Origin of the sequence: Streptomyces macrosporus (genome assembly GCF_039533145.1) — a bacterium.
Taxonomy (GTDB): domain Bacteria; phylum Actinomycetota; class Actinomycetes; order Streptomycetales; family Streptomycetaceae; genus Streptomyces; species Streptomyces macrosporus.
Window position 1 is genome coordinate 17,389 of the sequence record NZ_BAAASZ010000022.1, and the last position, 17,691, is coordinate 35,079.

The window sequence follows — 17,691 nt, forward strand, 5'->3', positions numbered from 1 at the left end:
TCGGACCTCTGATCAGCGTCTCCGACGGCACCCCTCGGGCCCGGTGACACCCCCCCAGGTCATCGACTTCGACAGGGGGCAACAGTCATGCCGGGCCCGGAGGCCAGCGGCCCTCTTGCAGGACCGCGAAGAGGATAACGGGGCTTGCCCTGGGACGGATCGGGATCCGGCTTCCTGTGTTCACCCAACGTGACCTCCCGTACCGATGTAGTGACGCCCTATCATGGCCCGGCCTCCGCCGGCGCGTCCGGCGTATTCCGCCGACCTGGCCGAAAATCCCCGCCGCCCCGGCTCGGCGCCCCGCTGCCCCGGCTCGGCGAAGTGGCCGCGAGCGGTGCCCACCCGCGCCGCCCCCGGCATCCTCGGCCGCCGAGGGGGGCGGCGCGGACCGCTCTCCTTTCGCCCCGTCCTCGGTGGCCAGGCCACAAGCCGTGCGCGGCCTCCGCCCGAAGACCCCGCACCGGCCATTGTCTTGAGTGCTCCTCAGGTCTCCCGCAGCGGCCGCGTCCGCCAGGCCAGGCATGCCGGGCACGGGCGCGCATGGCCTGCAACCGGGCGCGGCGCCCGGTGATGGAGGTCGCCGGTATCCCGCACGAGCTGATCGCCTGGACCGCCACCCGCGGCGCGCAGATCGCCGCCTGCCGCACCGAGCTGGAGCTGGAGTACACCACCGCCACCGGTGACGACGGCGCCCCGCGGTTCTTGCCGGTGGTCTCTGAGCGGGCCCGGATGAAACTGAACCGGATCGCCGCCCGCACCACCCGCCCCGCCAAGCCGCGGCCCCGGCCGCTGGCGCAGCTGCGCCAGGAGTGGAAGACCGGTGCGCGCGCGTTCCTGGCCGCCGGTGCCGGCCTCGTCGACTTCCTGCTGGAGCGGGCCCGCGCCGCAGCGGGCGCGATCCGGGCCCGCGTCCCGGCGGTGGTCGATGTTGGTCTGGCGGCCGTGGACGTCGCCGCGACGGTGTTCGTGATGAACGGCGGCGGGTGGTTCCACCGCCGGCACCTGCTGGCCGAGGCCCGCCGCCACCTTGCCCTGGTCCTGCGCGGCAGGCGCCGCGCGCCGGGCCTGGATGAGGTGATCGTGGATGCGGCGCTGGCCGTGTACTGCCTGGACATCACCGAGGTCCGCACCGCGCGCGGCGCGCTACCGGAGTACCGGCTGTTCACCGCCCGCTGGGCCCTGTCCGACTTTCCGCCCGCCCGGCGCCCGCCGGCCGCCCTTCCCGCTCCAGGCCGGCCCCCTTCGGCCGGTCCGGCCGCGTCCCGGCTGCCGCTGGCGGTGGGGGAGTGGGCGGTCCCGCGGGTGCCGCTGAGCCATGACCGCGCGGTCATCGCCGCCGCCGTGGTGCAGACCCAGACGCGCATCGCCCGCCGCGCCACCCGCCGACAGACTGTCCGGCCCGAACAATTCGCCCTGTTCGATACCGGCCTCGGCGGCTCGCCGGTGGGCACGGCCTGCCGTCGGGGCGTCGACCTGGACGCGCTGCGCACCAGCCTGGAGGCCTTGGAGCTGACCGCCGAACAGCTCCACCACCTCGGGCGCGCCGGTCAGCGGTTCGCCGCGCTGCGGAAGGACGCGCACCAGGAGCAGCAGCATGCACACCGTCGGCCTTGGCGAAATAGGCGGCCGCCCGGCGCAGGATGTCGTGCTCCAGATGCCACTCCTTCTCGGCTTTCAGCAGCCTGGCGTTCTCCTTCCGCAGCCAGGCCAGCTCATCGGCCTGACTTTCCGGGCCGCTCCTGCCCCGGACTGCCGGCACGTTCGCCCCGGTGTCCTTGCGGACCCATGTGTGCAGTGTTCCCCTGGTGATCTCGGGCTCGGCGGCCACGGCCGCGTACGTGCGCTTGCCGCCGCCCGCGCGATACAGTGCGACGGCGTCCCTTTGGAACTCCTCCGGGTACGGAGACCGGCGTCCCACCTGGACATCCCTCCCTGGACCATCAAGATCCATTGTCGGGGTGTCCACTCCAAGGGAGCAGCCTCAGACACCGTGTGGATGGTCGTGCTGCCGGCGCCTGTGTCGCTCGCGGTCAGTTGGTGGCGGGGTGGTCATCCCACCATTCGCGTTCACTCTTGCGGGGATCTTCGACGACCTGGTTGGTGGACGCGCTGTTGTTGTGGGCGTAGATCATGACGGGGCGGTTGCTGGTGTTGTAGGAGGCCCAGGAGACCTGCCCGGTCTTGGCGAAGTCGGCCCAGGCTTGGTGGAGGGCGGTGGCCAGGGTCTGGGGCGGGTTGGGGCCGGTGAGCTTCTTGCTGTCGGGCAGGGCGAGGGTGTCCCAAGCGAAAGGTAGGTTGACGCTGTGGCAGGCGCCGACCTTGACTTGCAGGTCATTGGGGGTGACCGGGGAGCGCCAGCCGAATTCGTACAGGTGGGTAGGTGCGGTGCCGGCGGTGGCGCGGGCTTCGGCGACGCGGTAGGTGGGGATACGGAACATGCGGTCGCTCAGGAGGGCACAGGCCACGCCGGAGGCGGATTTGCGGGGATAGGCATTGGTGTCGCCCTTTTTGTATTCGTCCCATGAGCCGTCGGGAACGCTGTAGGCCGCCAGGTGCTTGCTATACAGGGCAGGGAGGTTCCAGCCGACCAGTGCGGTGGTGACGATGAAGAGGCGGAATTCCTCGGTGGTGGTGCCCATCAGCAGAGGAATGCTGCTGCCTGCGCCGTCGGTGATGGCATCGATGGGGCGCCGGGGCAGCACGTCGCCGTCGATGACGGGCACGAAGGACAGACCGCAGGAAGCCATGGTGCTCGGGCCGTATTTGACGGCATCCGGGCTCTGGCTGATGGCGGCGCTTACGGTGTTCTGCGCTTCGAGCAGTTCCTTGGTGTCGACGTTGGCCAGGGCCTGAGCGGTGGCCGCGACGCCGAGTTCGTCGGCGACGGCCTTGAGGACCTTGCCTGCGTCGGTGGGGGTCTGGCCGAGGTGGGCGGTGCCGCTCTGCACGATCGCCTTGTGAAACAGGCCGTCGTCGCGGGAGAGGAGCGCGAGGATGCTCATCGCGCCGGCGGACTCCCCGGCCACGGTGACGTTGTCCGGGTCGCCGCCGAAATGGGCGATGTTCTCACGTACCCAGGTCAGGGCAGCGATCTGGTCGAGCAGACCGCGGTTGGCCGGCGCGGGCGCATCCGGCAGGTAGCCGAAGCCGTACACACCCAGGCGATAGTTGAAGCTCACACACACCAGGCCGTCGCGGGCGAAGGTGGCGCCGTCGTAACTGGGCACGGCCGAGGAGCCAGTTGTGAACCCACCGCCGTGGATCCACACCAGGACCGGCAGCCCGGACGCGTCGGGGTCGGGCGTCCAGACGTTGAGGTTCAGCCACTCATTACCCGCGATGTCCGGGTCGGAGGTAATCTCTCCCAGTCGGCCGCCCAGTGGCGGCTTGGGCGCAGTGGGGCCGAAGGTGTGGGCGGCGCGCACACCCAGCCACGGCTCCGGCGCCACAGGGGCGGCGAAGAGGAGATCACCGCTGGGAGCGGCGGCATAGGGGATGCCCAGAAAACGGGCGCCGTCTTCGCTCACCAGCCCAGATACCTTGCCGTGGGCGGTCTCGACTTCGACGGTGTTCAGCTCGGACACTCGACTCCTTCGGGCGGGACATGACGCGCGCCGGGGTCATCCCCGTGCAGCGGCCCCGGCCGCAGCCCGACCGGGGCCCTGGCAACTTACCCCGCCCTGTACACACTGTAACACTTGATGACAGAAAGTAATCGAGTGTGTTGTCGGTTGACTGGTTTGCCATGATGTCGCGACGGTTTGAGTGGCCATCACACGGCCATCCCTGCGAGGATCCGCCACAACTACCACTACTCCAGTTGGATCGTGCTCTGAACTGGTTTTCTTCGGCAGTGGCGGCAGCGGGCCGTGGCCTGGTGGCGTCTGCGCCAGCGGGACCAGCTCAGGGATGCAGGCGTCTGTCCTGGTGAGGTTGGGGATGTGACAGGAGAACGTCCAGCAGGCGCCTGATTTCCACCACGGTGATCGGGACGAGGGCTGATCCGTTTCTGCAGCTCCCTCGGCGGCCTCTTCGGCCTGGGCGGCGAGTGAGGTCAGGACAGCGCGAGCGAGCATGACCCGGGTGATCTGCCGGTACCGGCCGATGTAGCGGACGGACCTCGTACTCATCGGGGCCATACCCGTTCGCGGCCTGCAAGCACCCCCGATCGCCCAGCGGGAGCCGGCGACGCAGGCCGGCTCGACCGGCCCGATACCGACGGGTGCATAGACGAGCTCGCTGGGAGCGGACCCGGTTGCGTCAGGTCGGCAAGGGCTGGGGCGGCGCATGGCGGCCCGGCCGACCCGCGACGTTCGCCGGCCTTGACCTGCTTCCGCTCGGCCATCGACCTGCGCGGCAGGTCGTAGGTGGGCCGCGGGACGCCCCGCCGCTTGCCGGGCCGTCGGGCAGCCGGTCTCGATCTCGCGGATGTGTCGCTGCCAGCCAGGACCCACTCCCGTTCGGGCACTGTCTCCAGCCCCCGCGACGGCACGCCGATGGCCAGGAAACTCATCACGGCGAAGGCGGGGTCGGCGAACAGCAACGAGGAGAAGATCGACGCCGTCTGCCCCCATCACCGTGAGATGATCGACGCGATCGCGTTCACGTACCGCACCAGGACACCCTGAATAAATCTGCCAGAGCACTTCGTTTCATGGAAGGGCGTCCATAACCGACTGCGGAAGTGGGCCGCCGACGGCACCTGGGAGAAGGTCGTCACCGCGCCGCTCGCCCAGGCCGACGCGGAAGGCGGCCTGGACTGGGTCGTCACGGTCGACTCCACTGTCGCGCGCTCAGCAGCACGCCGCCGGGTCCCGTCAAAAGAAGAGGGCCCCGGTTCGGCGCGGAGCATCATGCCCTCAGCGGTGCGGCGGCTCGTGATGTTCGAGACCCCCACGCCCCGTCACGGGCTCGGTCTCGCCGTCGACCGCGATCTCCACGACGGCGCCGTGCGGGACCGGCCGGGCGCAGGCTGTCGGCGTGAGGCAGCGCGTCGATCGCCGTGCACCGGCCCTCTCCAGTCCAGAGGCCCGACCCAGGGGTGATGCCGGCACAGCGCGAGTCCCCTGTAAGCCGTCCGGGTGAACGGTGATGCCCGTCTGAGGGGTGTCTGGCCTGGGGAACTAGGCTCGGGGCCGTAGAGCCTACGACGGTGGTCGAACAGCAGACAAGGTGCGCATGGCCGGCACCACCGCGCACGTCATCCGGCGAGGGAAGGGCAGGCCCATGGCCGCGGAGAACAACGAACCAGTGTCCGGGCAGGACCAGGAGGGACTGATCATGTTGGGGGAGGGAGAAGGGACCGGCTGGCGCCAGGACCCTCACGGCCCGCACACCGATGATCTGCTGCAGGGCAAGCGTGAGGTTCAGGCCGACGCCGTCGTGCCGGTGCCGGGAAGCCCCGGCGACTACTACGTCGTCGTCGGTGACCAGTACGCCCGTATCACCCCTGTCATTTCCTTCGTAGCCCACACGCCTTCCAGCGGGCCGGAGGCGTCGCCGCAGACCAGGTCCGGCCGGCAGCAGGTGGTCTTCGTCCAGCCCCCCTCCTACCACTAGGCGCTTTCGGTACGGGCTGGTCTTCACGACGACCGGCCGTCGTGGAGTGGGCCGGCCGTTTACCGCCTGGGGTCCTGCCGGAGGATGGCAGGACCCCAGGCAGCGCGTCGCCTCTCAGCAGCCGTGGGCCCATCGGTGGGAGTCACCGCGGTCGTTGGCCACGCCGTTCCAGTGGACTTCCTGGCCGGGGGCGAGGCAGATGGTCATGTCCCCGCCCTGCCAGGCGTCTTCGAAGACCTGCACGAAGGCAGGGATCCCCGGCCCCGCGATGCCGTGGTTGGCCCAAGAGGAGTCGGCGTCGGCGATGTACCCCTCCCACCAGCCGTCGTCACCGTGCCAGTTCGCCCGCTGGCCCTGGAAGTCGCGATGTTCCCAGGCGCAGAACTGGCCGGACGGGCAGTCGGCCGCGCCGGCCGGCGCGGCCGCGGCGAGGCTGCCGGTGAGGGCGAGGAAGGCCGCAGCAGCGGAGGTCAGGAGCCTGCTGAGGGTCATGAGGGCGGGTTGCCTTTCCGGTAGGGGGTGGGGCGGGCGGCCAGGAGGCCGGCCGCGCGCTGCACTGCGCGGTCGCGCAGGCGGTTGTAGGTTTCGATGTCGTCGCGGTGTGCGGCGCGGACCTGTGCGAGCCGGACTGGCTCCAGGCGGTCCCGCAGGCGCTGAAGGCCGCTTGCCCGGATGCATCCGGTGTCGTGGTCGTCGCAGGCGGCTCGGCGGGCCAGCGCGGCCCGGTAGGCGGGATCCTCCCGAAGCCGGGCCTGGGCCTCGGGGCGCAGGTTGTTGACGGCGACCTGGGCGCGGAACCAGCGTTCCTGCTCGCCGTAGAGGTGGCGGTGGGCCTCGGCCAGGCAACCGTCGGTGTGCGCACGGACGGTGTAACCGGTGGCGAGCGTGACCGACAACTCGGCAGGCCCCGTCCCGAACAGCACCTCCTGCCGCGGCGGCGGCCCGGCGGCGCCACGAGCCTTCAGACACTGGTTCACCAGGATCTGCTGAGCGGCCGCGATCAGATCAGTGCGGCCCTGCTCCGAGGCAGGCAGCGCCGCTCGCGGCCGTGCCGTACACGCCGCGGCGAGCAGCACCGTCAGCGCGACGGCCACCACGGTCCGTCTCGCGGCCCGCAGCGACGGAACGTTGATCGTCACACCATGTCAAACGACCGCGCGGCGTCGAGGACACGGAGGGCAGCCGAGTTGACCACTGACGTAATGCAGTCGACTCGCCAACTGCGCCGCCGGGACACCACCGAGGCAGTGCTCGTCGCGATCACCGGTGCCCTGTCTTGCCCGTGATGGAGGACGTGCCGACCAGGACCAGCAGTCGGCTGCGGCCCTCCGCGGCGTCTTGCACCGCCTGGTCCAGGGCCCGGTCGTGGTCCCGCCGCACGTAGCCGGGCAGTACGCGCTGCGATGCCGGGCCGGGGCCGGGGGTGGGCCCGGCGGGGTGGACCTCCAGGTCGTGCGGATCCCACTGGCCAATTGGCCGGCCCGGCCCCTGGTCCGCCCCGGAGCCGGGCAGGCCAGCCTCTCCGGTGGCGGTCCGCCGCAGCTCCAGCAGCTCCTTCTCCGGCAGGCGCAGCACGCGCGCCAGGGCCGCGACCGTTCCGGCCGACGGCACGGGCGCGTCCTGCTGGAAGGCCTGCTGCACGGTCGTGCGGCCCAGCTTCGCCCGCTGGGCGAGCTGGGTCTTGGTCAGCCGGGCACGGGCCAGCCCGTCGGCCAGCCTCTCGCGGAGTTCGGCCAGCGCCGTCTCACGCTCCCCCTGCCCCTGCCCTGGTGCACGCGCCCCCGAGCCCTGGTGTGTTTCGGTGTGTTCGCCGGTGTTCATCTTCGCCCGGCCGGACCATGGCGCACAGCACTTCCGGCACCTTCGGTCACAGCATCGTTCCCACCGATCCGTCAGGAGCCTGCCGTGCCCGGTCTCGCCGTTGTCCTGCTCACCGCCGCGCTGCTGGCCGCCGCCGGCGCGGGCAAGCTCGCCCGCCTGGACGGCGCCACCTACCCCGCCGCCCTGGCCCGGGCCGCTGCCGCCTTCGCCGCGACCCTCACCCTCGCCGCCGCAGCGACCGCAGCCCTCGCCGAGATCCTGTCCTGAACCACCCCGGGGTCCGGCAGTACTGAGGAGACGCCTCGCGACCCCTGCCGCGCGTGGGCGCACCACGCCGACCCGGGGCCCCGCCACCGCCGGTCCCACCGCCTCTGTCTCACATGGATCCGGTAGAGCATCCCCTGCGGGGCCTTGCGGTGCCTGGCTCAGCGGAGCTGGGCCGATCCCTGCTCGGTTAGCGGAGGCCGCGGCATGAAGGCCCCGGGCGCGTCCTCGCCCGAGGCCTTCATGCCGCGCACCGTGTCCGGCCGGTTCCATGACCGGCCGGTGGTGGTGTCACGCCCATTCCACACCCTGGCTTTGTCCACCACTACACATGAAAGAAGCCAGTCTGGTCTACGGCCACGAACACCCTGGCTTCGTTCACTTCAAGCGGCAGCGTTTGTCCATCAGTCTGGGAGGCAGTTGGTGATCCACTGGCTCGCTGATGTTCACGAGAAATGAAGGCAGCTGATGTCCGAGCGTCCGGGATGATCGGGAGGAGTTCGGATCCGCGAGGGAAGGAACAGCGCGATGGCGATCAGAGGGCTGAGCCCGGAGAGGACGGCCCGCCTTGAAGTGCTCGTCGACGAGTGCCGGCCGCTGTTGGCAGGGGACGGCGGGATGGCTGCCGTGCAGCGGCTGCTGAGTGAGCGCCGGGTCGAGGTGCTTGATGCGGTGGTGATCACGCGTGAACTGCTTGGGGCGGGTCCCACGTCGCTCGCGGAGGCGAAGACCATCGTTTTGACGAGCCCAGGCAGAGGGCGTGAGCTGAGGGTGCACGAGCAGTTCATGGACAGCTTGGAGCAGAACGGTGCCCTCGGCCAGTGACAACCGACTGGTCGGCGCCCCGCCACCTGTGAAGGGTGGCGGGTTGAGAGGTAGCCGTCAGACGGCCTTGGCTGGTTGTTCGGCCCGGGCCCGGGTGGAGGCGAGCCGGTAGGAGTCGGTGCCGGTCTCGATGATCGTGCCGTTGAAGGTCAGGCGGTCCACGATGGCCGCGCAGAGCCGGGGATCGGTGAACGTCTTGGTCCAGCCGCCGAAGGACTCGTTGGAGGCGATGGCGACGCTGTTCTTCTCCTCGCGCTCGGTCAGCACCTGGAAGAGCAGTTCGGCGCCGTGCCGGTCCAGTTCCATGTAGCCGAGCTCGTCGATGCAGAGCAGGTCGACGCGGCCGTAGCGGGCGATGGTCTTGTTCAGCTGCTTCTCGTCGGCGGCCTCGACCAGCTCGTTGACCAGCTTTGTCGCCAGCGTGTAGCGGACGCGGTAGCCCTTCATCGCCGCCTCCGTCCCGAGGGCGATGAGCATGTGGGACTTGCCGGTGCCGGAGTCGCCGATCAGACAGAGCGGCTGCCCCTTCTTGATCCACTCGCAGGAGGCGAGGGTGTGGATGGTGGCCGGGTCGATGTTGGGATTGGCGTCGAAGTCGAAGGTCCGCAGCGACTTCTCCTTCGGGAATCCGGCCGCCTTGATCCGCCGCTCCGAGCGGCGGCGGGCCCGGTCGTCACACTCGGCCATCAGCAGTTCGGCCAGGAAGCCGCGGTAGGTCATCTGGTCCTTCATCGCCCGGTCGGCGATGTCGGCGAACTCGTTGCGGATCGACGGAAGCCGCAGCAGGCGGCAGGCGGAGTCGATCGCGGCGTCGGCGGCCTGCTCGGTCAAGCCTCGCCGGCGGGGCAGGGTCACTGGGCTTCTCCCTCTCGGTGGTCACCGCCGCTGGCGCGACGACGTCGGAGCAACTGGTCATAGGGGGTCACCGAAGGCAGCGGCCTGGTGTCCGGCGGCAGGTGGGCAAGACGCCATTCGTGCAGAAACGTCACGTTTCCTGGAGTCTGTCCCGGACCGGTGACGGGCGGTTCGTCCTCGGCCTGGGCGGCCTTGCGGGCCTCCAGCGCGACCGCGTCCGCGGTCAGGGCCCCGGCCCGCAGGGCCGTGGCCAGCCCGGCGACGAGGTGCTCGTGCGGGATGTGCCGGCCCAGCAGAAGCACCTCGATCAGGGCCCGGGTGCCGTCCCGCTCGCCGTGGACCTTGCGGGCCTGGTCCCACCAGGCGTCGTGGACGGGCGTGAACTTGCCTGCCGAGCGGGCCTGTTCGAGAGCGGTTGAGCCGGGGAAGGTGCCCGGCTTGCGGATCAGGGCTTCGAGGTAGTGGTCCAGCTTCAGGCGGCAGCCGGCCTTGGCGATCAGCCGCTCATGCCGGGCAACTTCCACATGCTGGTCGTAAACCACCAGGTGAGAAGCGTGCAGCACGACGCGGACCCGCTTGCCGATCAAGCGGACGGGCACCGAGTAGCGGTTGGTGCGGACAGTGATCTGGCTGTAGCGGTCGACCCTGGGGGTGAACACCCGCCCGGTCTCGAACGGCTCATCCGGCAGCGGCAGCAACAGTGGCTGTTCGACGGCGAAGTACTCGTCGATGGTCCGCGGCCGCGAGCCAATCCGGCGCCGGCCGTCGTGCAGGTCCCACTGCTCGACCATCTCGTTCAGCTCCGCCAGCGAGGAAACCTCTGGTACCGGGGTGAAGTGGTTGCGGCGGAAGTAGCCGATCTGTCCCTCGACCCCGCCCTTCTCGTGGGCGCCGTCGATGCCCGGACGGTAGTAGAAGCTCTCGATGCCGAAGTGCGACCGGAAGGCGATCCACCGGTCGGTCTCCACCCTCGCCCGGCTCAGCCCCAGCACCTGAGCGACGGCGGCCTTGAGGTTGTCGTAACGGATCCGGCCCCGCGGGACACCGCCCAGCACCCGCAGCGCGTGCACGTGGCCCTCGAAGAAGGCTTCCTGGCCGGCGGAGGCGAAGACCCGGTGGACGCGGCCTTGCCCGAATACGACAGGCGGAAGGAGAACAGGTAGCAGGTCACCAGCTCGCCGGCGAGCCGCACGGCCACATCGCCGAAGTCGACCTCCGCCTCCATGCCGGGCGGGTGGGTCTGGGGGACGAACGCCTCGATGGGCGCCTTGCCCGCCTCCACCGCGATCTGCGGCTTCCGGTCGGCGACGTAGCGCCTGACCATCGGATACGACACGTTCGCGCCGTGTTCCTCGACCAGCCGATGGAAGATCCTCGTGACCGTATGCCGCTGCTTGCGCGGCGCATCCAGGTCCGCCCTCAGGATCCCGTCGATCACCGCCTTGTACGGATCCAGCGCCGACGGCCGCGGCGGCAGCGGCTTGCGCGGCTCCGGCCACGCATTGTTCAGAGCCTTGCGGACCGTCCGCCAGCCGACGTTGTACTTGCGCTCCAGCTCCCGCATCGTCATGCCGGCCCGGTGGCCCCGCCGGATCGCCGCGTACAGCTCGACCTTCGACATCTGCGGCATGACCAGGACCTTTCACCGGAAACACCCCGATGCTGTCCTGGCAAGTACCTCGGTGCTGACAAAACTCGTGAACATCACCCGACCGTGGATCTGGGCGCCTCCCAAACCCATGTACAACCGCCGTCACGACTCGTGAATAAAGCCAACACCCCGTGTCCGCAGACGAGTTCGGCTCCGCTTGCGCGGAAAGGCGGCCAAGCCAGCCTGTGGAGAAGACAGCGGTCGGTCGGCGCCGCCCCAACAAGGCCGCGCCTGACGGCTGCCGTCCGTGATCCGGGTTTGACGACGCTTGCCGCGCCGCAGGGATGAGAGGAGCACCCCGGCACACAGCGCGAGGACCCAACCCCTGTAGAGGAGAAGCCGTCGTGAGTCAGGTCCATCCGGTCGCCAACGGCCTGCGCACCGATCATCCTGTTCCGGGCCTGCCGTTCATCAACGACGAGCGACTGCCCCTGGACAACCCGGACGCGATCGAGCGCACCGGCCGGAACCAGGGCGCAGGCCTGTGGGGCCGCACCGACTCCTTACCCGACGGCGGCTGGGTGGCGTTCACCACCGAACCGAAGAACCCCGCCTACGCCTGGGCCGTCCACCACCACCCCGAACACGGCCGCACCGTGCTGCTGATCCACGACTCGGACTTGGCCTCCCTCCACCACCACTGGGTGTACGGGCGCAGCGGATTCCTCTACCGGCACGGCGGCTACTGGTGGGACGGCACCGCCTGGCACCGGCCCGGCCAGGTGGTGGACCGCGCCTTCGAACGGTTCGACCCCCGCCTGGTCGACGACGCCATCACCATCACCGCTGCGGACCTCCTGGCCCGCCCCGGCACACCGGACAAGGCCTGGATCGCAAAGATCGCCGACTTCACCGCTTCGAAGGAGCCGCTGCCCAACTGGCGTGACCACCTCGCCCTGTGGGCCCAGCGGCGCCCGCAGGACTCCCGGCCGCTCGATCGGTGCGTCGTCGACCTGCGGGCCCCGGAACTCGAGCCGGCCCGCCTGGTCGACCGGGCCGGGCTGGCGAAGATCGCGAACATCGCCCCGGACGATCTGCCGCACCCGAAGTACGGAGCCCGCGACCTGCCCGCTCCCCAGGCCGAGGCATCCGACGGCCCGCGCTGGTCGGAGCCCGTCGCCCGGGACTGGGCCGAACAGCACCACAGCATGCACGGGCCCAAGGCCCTCCTCGCCGCCACCACCACCTTCGGCACCGCCCACCCCCGCGGACTCGTCGCCGACCACACCCGCCTGACCGAGATCATCCGCCACAGCCTCGAGGACAGCAGGAGCGGCAAGCGACGCTTCGCGCTCACCGGCGGGAGCCACACCGAGGAGACCGCCGCCACCCTCGCCTGGTGGCCGGCGGTCGCCCTCACCGAAGGCACCGACAGCCTCTTCCCCATCACAGCGCTGCGCACGACTCTGATCGAGGCCGTCCTCGGCGGCCTCGCCCAAGACGTCGAAAACGCCCGGGAGTGGAGGAAAGTCGAGCCCTCTCTGGGGGACATCAGAACCGACGTGGTGAAGCTCCTCGACTGGTACATCCAGCGGGACCCGGGCGCCACGTCCGGGCTCTTCGGCGAGATTTGCCTGCTTGCCCGTATCCGCTTTGCCCTGCCTCTCCAGGAGGTCGGCCGCCTCATCCGACGCTCCTTGCATCTCGACAGCGAGCTGGACGGCGAGACCATCGACACCCTGCTCGATCTGACCCTGCCGCCCTCCGCGAAGAGCACACAAGACGGCTGAGCACCGCCGGCCCCACGCCCCGCGCCCCGGCGGTCCTGCCGGGGAGAACAGTGAGACGGTCGCACCGGTCGGCCGAGCGCGGCCCGACCACCGCCCGCGTCCTCCGACCGCCTCGCACCCGGACAGCCGAAGCCCTTCACTCGGTGCGAAGAGGTACAACGCGCCCGCGAGGAAGAACAGCGCCGCGCCCTGGCCGACTTCTTCGGCGGCTGGGGCGCGGCGGGTGGGATCACCGTCTGAGCGGCGCTTGGGCCGGGGTGGGCGGTCTCGCGGGGAGCGGGGAGCACCGGCCTTTCCCGGGTTTCTCTGTGTGTGCTGGGGTGTCCGACCGGCTCAACGACCTGTCGGCGAGAAGTGTCACGCCCACTCCATGCCCAGCTCCCGCAGCGCGTTCAACTGCTCTTGGGTGAGCTTGTCGCGGCGGCTCTTGGTGTTCGAGATCCACACGCCCAGCTTTACGACCACCGGCGCACCCTCGCCCTCCATCGCGATCTCCTCGGCGTGGCTCCTGGGGACGCGGTGGTGGCCCTCGCGGGCGATGTACTGGGCCAGGGCTGCGATGCCGCGCTGGAAGGCGGCTGACGGCTTCCCCGCCTTCTTGGCCGCGTCCTTCCCGACCGGGGTGGGGGTGGGCTGCTGGGCGGGTTTCAGGCCCAGTCGGGCGAGGCGTTCCCGCTGTTCGGCGGATAGCAGGTTCCAGTCTCTTTGCTGTCGCTGGAGCCATGTGCCCAGGTCGTCGCCGTCGACCATGACGCCGGGCCGGATCTCATCAAGGATGCCGGGTCCGTCGGCGTCGACGAGGTCGGCGAGGACGCGGTAGTGCCGCTGCCAGTTCAGCGGCCACGGACAGTTCCAGTCCGGGGCGATGGCCCGCAGCTGCTCCGCCCGGGTCTTCGCGCGTTCGGGGTCCTTGCCGAGGCCGCCTTTCCGTCTCAGGTTGGCCATGAGCTGTCCGATCGCCACCGACCGGCCGTCGGTGTCGTCCCACACCGCGTCCTGCCGGGGGGCCAGGTGGGCGTGGACGCGCCGGTAGGAGCGCAGCACCGCGAGTTTGTTCTCCCAGGCTTCTTCACCCGGCTCCCACACCATCCCGGCCTCGTCCAGCAGCTGTCTGCGGTGGTCGTCGAGCTGTCCGACCCGCAGCGCCTTCCGCTGCTGGGGCACCCATCGCCCCAGCGGAAATGCCTCGGTCGCCCCTACTTCGACCTCGACGTCATACGGGACGGCATACAGCCCGGTGATGCCGTTCTCGTCCCGCCACCGCTGGAGGGCCTGGTAACCCTCCAGCCACACCAGCGATTCGGGCCGATACACCCGCGTGCGCAGAAACGCGGCGATGGTGGCCGCGTCCTTGGGGGTGGAGAAGTGCAGCAGCGCCGGCTCGGCCGCGCCGTCATCTCCGTCCTCGTGGTCCTGGCCCTCGCCGCCGGTGCGGGCACCGATGATCCGGCCCTCCTCGTCCCGCCGCACGTGCACGCGACGCTCATGCCGGCTGCGGGACAGGGCGCGGGAGGCGAGCGCTCGATCAGGCGCTCGTCGTGCGAGCGTAGGCCCTGCAAGACGGCGACCAGGGGTGCAAAACTGGCGGAGGCGACCATGTCGCTGGGGTCCTCACCCGGGGTGAGGAAGACGGGGACGATGATCCTGGCGGTCTTCGCGGTGCCGTCCGGGTTCGGGCGCAGCGCGCGGCCGATGTTCTGCACGATCTCCACCTGGGAGGCGCGGGTGTCAGCGAAGCAGACCGCCTCGACACCGCGGGTACCCACGATGTCGACGCCTTCGCCGAGCACGCGAACGCTGCCCAGAAACGCCCGGTGCACCCGCCGGTTGTTGGCGTCGACGCCGTTCGCGAACTGGCGGATCACCTCGCGCCGCTCGGCCACCAGGTGGTCGCCGCACAGCCACGCGGCCCACACCCGCTCCGGCGGCACGTGACGCCCGGGCTCCAGGTCGTAGAACTCCGCGCCGATCGACGAGGCCGGCAGCTTCTCCGCGGCCGCCAGATCCCCCGCCGAGGCCTCGATGGCGTACAGCTCGGCCGCCGTCTTCGGCAGCTGCTCCGCGAACGCGGCGGCCTCCTCCACCCGCTGGTGGAAGACCATGACGGTCTTGAGGTTGTGGGCCGCGGCGTGTTCCAGCAGGGCGGTCTGCAGCAGCGCCAGGCGCCGGCCCCGCTGTGCTTCCTCCGATTCCCCGAGGACGGGGGAGGGGTCGTGGATCTCCAGCACGTCGATCTCAAAACCCGCGAGGATGCCCCGCTCGATGCTCTCCGAGAGCCCGAGCTCGAAAATCCATTCGCCGTACGGGCCGTCCGGGTCGGAGGTCATGGAGGCGATCTCCACCTCCTTCCCGTCCCTGTCCTTCTGCGGCCGTGCCGCGGCGAGGATGCGGGGGGTGGCGGTGAGGTAGGGCTTGGTCAGGTCGGTATCGGTGCTGGTATGTCGCGATGACAGGTCGGGCAGGCGCCGGTCCAGACCGCGAGCAGGGTCTGCAGCTCGCGGACGAGCCGGTAGAGGCTCAGGCCGGCGCCGTCTCTTTTGGGGAGCGAGCCAGCCGTTGCAGGGTGCAGAAGGCATGCGCGGCGGAGACGAGGGTGACGTGGTGGTGCCAGCCGCTCCAGGTCCGGCCCTCGAAGTGAGCCAGCCCCAGGGCCTGCTTCATCTCCCGGTAGTCGTGCTCGATCCGCCGGCGGAGCTTGGCCATCCGCACCAGGGTGGTCAGCGGAGTGTCCTCGGGCAAGTCGGACAGCCAGAACTGGACCGGCTCGGGCGCGGTGGCGGGCCACTCGGCCAGCAGCCGGCACGCGGGCAGCTCCGGACCGCCGGCGGCCTTGCGGATCTCGCGTCCGGCCGGCCGGATCCGCAGCGCCATGAACCGGGAGTACATGCGCTGGAAGCCGGAGCGGCCGGTACCGGGCCGGGAGCCCTGGCGCCACTGCACCGGCCTCGCCGCCTTCCGGCCCGCCGCGATGACCAGTTCTTTCACCGACCGGGCAGAGGTGGGGTACTTCGGCACCGGTGGTCGCCCGGTTCCGGAGTACGGCTCGCACACCGGCACCGCGTCGCCGGGTTGGGCCGACAGGGTGGTGGAGATCCCGACCACGTAGTGCAGGCCGCGCGGTCAGGCCCAAGCGGAAGGCCGCCGCGTCGCCGTATCCGGCGTCCGCGACGGCCAGCGGCACCTGGATACCCCACGAGCGGGTCTCGTCGATCATGTCCAGGGCCGGCTGCCACTTCTCCACATGCCCGACATCCTCGGGGATGCCGCAGGACCTGCGGCGGGCCACCTTGGCCGGATCGGCCTGCGGCGAGGCCGGATCCCAGCTTGGGGGGAGGAACAGCCGCCAGTCGACGGCCGCCGAGACGGTGTCCGAGGCCAGGTGCAAAGACACGCCCGCCTGGCAGTTGGTGACCTTGCCCGCGGTGCCGGTGTACTGCCGCGACACACACGCCGACGCGTCGCCGTCCTTGGGGAACCCGGTGTCGTCGATGATCAAAGCGGCCGGTTTGATCACCGGAGCCATCTTCCACACCAGCCGGGCCCGCACGTGCGCCGCGTCCCACGGACTGGAGGTGATGAAGTGCGCCAGCGCCTGACGGTTGCCGTCCTCGCCCAGCCGGGCGGCCATCGGCTCCACCGATTTGCGCCGTCCGTCCAGCAGCAGCCCTCGCAGATAGACCCCGCCCCACCGACGCTGGTCCGCTCTGGCGAACGACTCGAACACCTCCGCCGCGAAGTCCTCCAGATCACACCGGACCGCGGCCAACTCCCCAGCCAACACATCAGATCAACGACACAGCCGCTCAACCGGACACGCCACCAGCGAGCGAACCTGACCAAGCCCTACTAAGAGTTCGCGCGGATAGGGCACGGGCGGCGGGCGGTCCGTGTGTCCCATCGGTAGGCCGTCCATGCTTTGCGAATCAGACGCCGGATCACGATGACCGCGCCGGCGAGCGCTACCCACGCGGCCTGCACCACCGCACGCCGGTCCGTGACGATCGCCGGCGACTTGAAGCCCCGTGTGTGCCAGGAGTTCGTCCGTTCGACAACCCATCGGTGGGTGTGGTTGATCGGCAGGAACGTGCCCTTTGGGGTGATCCGCCATCCGCAGCCCAGTTCGGTCAGCAGGTTGCGGGTCACGCGCGAGTCGTAGCCCGAGTCCAGGTGCACCGTGATCCGGTCGGGCAGATGGAAGCCGAAGCGCCCAAGGATCTCCAGGGTGGGGCGTAACAGCGGCGAGTCGTGCCGGTTGGCGCCGGCGAGCGCGCACCCGATCGGGAGCCCGCCGCCTTCGACCAGCAGCGACCGTTTGGTCCCCGATTTCCCGCGGTCCACAGGCGAGGGGCCGGTGTTCTCCCCTCCGCCGGGGGCTTTCACGATGCACCCGTCCACGGCGAGGTTGTCCAGGTCCAGGCCGATGGCCCGGTCATAGGCCTCCAGCGCGGCCTGGTGCAGGGCTTCGAAGACTCCCGCGGCGATGACTCCCGCGGCGATCCACTCGTCCCGCCGGGACCGCAGCGTGGTCGCGGAGACCTGGTGGTCGGCGTGCTGCTGGTAGGTGCCGCCCAGCACGAGCCGGGCCAGGAGCTTGTCGAACACGACCCTGTCCGGGACGCGGGGTCGATGACAGCCCAGCGGATGGACGATCTGGCGGCGCGGGATCAACGCGTGGAACTGCTCCCACAGAGGGTCGGTGATGGAGGAAGGCAGGACGGGCACGTGACCTTCTGCTTGGCCGGTGGTGATCGTGGACCTGTTGTTTCCAGGGCTGCGCCCGGCCGGACCGCCGGACGGGCGCAGCCCTGCCCAAGATCACCCGAGCGTTTCCTCCGTCACCGCGGTGGGCAGGGAGATCCGCCAGGCGACGAACCCGGCCGCGGCGAGTCCGGCGACGGCCAGGAAGCTACTGACGAGGAACGGGTCGATGCCGTCCAGGGCGGGAGCGAACCCGATGCCGACACAGAGCGTGATACCGGTGGAACC

General features: G+C 70.3%; 12 protein-coding genes and 4 pseudogenes. 6 read left to right on the plus strand and 10 right to left on the minus strand.

Annotated elements, in window-relative coordinates; translation table 11 throughout:
- The first annotated feature begins 540 nt into the window (after positions 1–540).
- A complete protein-coding gene (locus ABD335_RS15375) occupies positions 541–1,809 on the plus strand; it encodes a relaxase domain-containing protein (RefSeq protein WP_344323104.1) in 1,269 nt (422 codons plus the stop codon).
- On the opposite strand, the pseudogene ABD335_RS30815 reads toward ABD335_RS15375, so the two are convergent.
- Positions 1,745–1,951: pseudogene (locus ABD335_RS30815) on the minus strand (transposase); the annotation flags it as partial. The gene ABD335_RS15375 and the pseudogene ABD335_RS30815 overlap by 65 nt on opposite strands.
- Before the next feature lie 79 nt (positions 1,952–2,030).
- Positions 2,031–3,584, minus strand: a complete 1,554-nt coding sequence (locus tag ABD335_RS15380) for a carboxylesterase/lipase family protein (RefSeq protein WP_344323106.1) — start codon at positions 3,582–3,584, stop codon at positions 2,031–2,033.
- A gap of 912 nt (positions 3,585–4,496) precedes the next feature.
- On the opposite strand from ABD335_RS15380, the gene ABD335_RS15385 reads away from it, so the two are divergent.
- Complete coding sequence (locus ABD335_RS15385; RefSeq protein ID WP_344323108.1) at positions 4,497–4,628, plus strand: hypothetical protein; 132 nt, start codon at positions 4,497–4,499, stop codon at positions 4,626–4,628.
- 550 nt (positions 4,629–5,178) lie between these two features.
- Positions 5,179–5,559 carry a hypothetical protein gene (locus tag ABD335_RS15390; RefSeq protein ID WP_344323109.1) on the plus strand — a complete coding sequence of 127 codons (381 nt, stop codon included), beginning with the start codon at positions 5,179–5,181 and terminating at the stop codon, positions 5,557–5,559.
- A gap of 114 nt (positions 5,560–5,673) precedes the next feature.
- Here ABD335_RS15390 and ABD335_RS15395 read toward each other — a convergent pair whose 3' ends face one another.
- The 3 genes from ABD335_RS15395 to ABD335_RS15405 form a co-directional block, all read right to left on the minus strand.
- The gene (locus ABD335_RS15395) at positions 5,674–6,051 is read right to left on the minus strand and encodes a peptidase inhibitor family I36 protein (RefSeq protein ID WP_344323111.1); all 378 of its coding nucleotides are present in this window, start codon (positions 6,049–6,051) and stop codon (positions 5,674–5,676) included.
- Complete coding sequence (locus tag ABD335_RS15400) at positions 6,048–6,653, minus strand: hypothetical protein (protein WP_344323113.1); 606 nt, start codon at positions 6,651–6,653, stop codon at positions 6,048–6,050. Before ABD335_RS15400 ends, ABD335_RS15395 begins: the two co-directional genes overlap by 4 nt.
- A 166-nt stretch (positions 6,654–6,819) precedes the next feature.
- Positions 6,820–7,380 carry a helix-turn-helix domain-containing protein gene (locus tag ABD335_RS15405; RefSeq protein WP_344323116.1) on the minus strand — a complete coding sequence of 187 codons (561 nt, stop codon included), beginning with the start codon at positions 7,378–7,380 and terminating at the stop codon, positions 6,820–6,822.
- An 84-nt stretch (positions 7,381–7,464) separates the two neighbouring features.
- Here ABD335_RS15405 and ABD335_RS15410 point away from each other — a divergent pair, with 84 nt between their 5' ends.
- Entirely contained in the window at positions 7,465–7,647 is a 183-nt protein-coding gene (locus tag ABD335_RS15410) for a hypothetical protein (protein WP_344323117.1), read from the plus strand.
- Between the two features lie 525 nt (positions 7,648–8,172).
- Positions 8,173–8,469 carry a hypothetical protein gene (locus ABD335_RS15415; RefSeq protein ID WP_344323119.1) on the plus strand — a complete coding sequence of 99 codons (297 nt, stop codon included), beginning with the start codon at positions 8,173–8,175 and terminating at the stop codon, positions 8,467–8,469.
- A gap of 57 nt (positions 8,470–8,526) precedes the next feature.
- Here the strand turns inward: ABD335_RS15415 and istB are convergent, their stop codons facing one another.
- On the minus strand, positions 8,527–9,324 hold the full coding sequence (gene istB / locus ABD335_RS15420) for an IS21-like element helper ATPase IstB (RefSeq protein WP_344323121.1): 798 nt from the start codon (positions 9,322–9,324) through the stop codon (positions 8,527–8,529).
- Positions 9,321–10,945: pseudogene (gene istA, locus ABD335_RS15425) on the minus strand (IS21 family transposase). Before istA ends, istB begins: the two are co-directional and overlap by 4 nt.
- 374 nt (positions 10,946–11,319) lie before the next feature.
- On the opposite strand from istA, the gene ABD335_RS15430 reads away from it, so the two are divergent.
- Positions 11,320–12,705, plus strand: coding sequence for a hypothetical protein (locus ABD335_RS15430; protein ID WP_344323123.1), 1,386 nt, complete (start codon positions 11,320–11,322; stop codon positions 12,703–12,705).
- Between the two features lie 357 nt (positions 12,706–13,062).
- Here the strand turns inward: ABD335_RS15430 and ABD335_RS15435 are convergent.
- From ABD335_RS15435 to ABD335_RS15445, 3 genes and pseudogenes are all read right to left on the minus strand, one after another.
- Positions 13,063–15,113, minus strand: a pseudogene (locus ABD335_RS15435) (helicase associated domain-containing protein); the annotation flags it as partial.
- Between the two features lie 109 nt (positions 15,114–15,222).
- Positions 15,223–16,486, minus strand: a pseudogene (locus ABD335_RS15440) (IS701 family transposase).
- Between the two features lie 65 nt (positions 16,487–16,551).
- Positions 16,552–17,427 carry an IS5 family transposase gene (locus ABD335_RS15445; RefSeq protein WP_344323125.1) on the minus strand — a complete coding sequence of 292 codons (876 nt, stop codon included), beginning with the start codon at positions 17,425–17,427 and terminating at the stop codon, positions 16,552–16,554.
- Between the last annotated feature and the right edge of the window lie 264 nt (positions 17,428–17,691).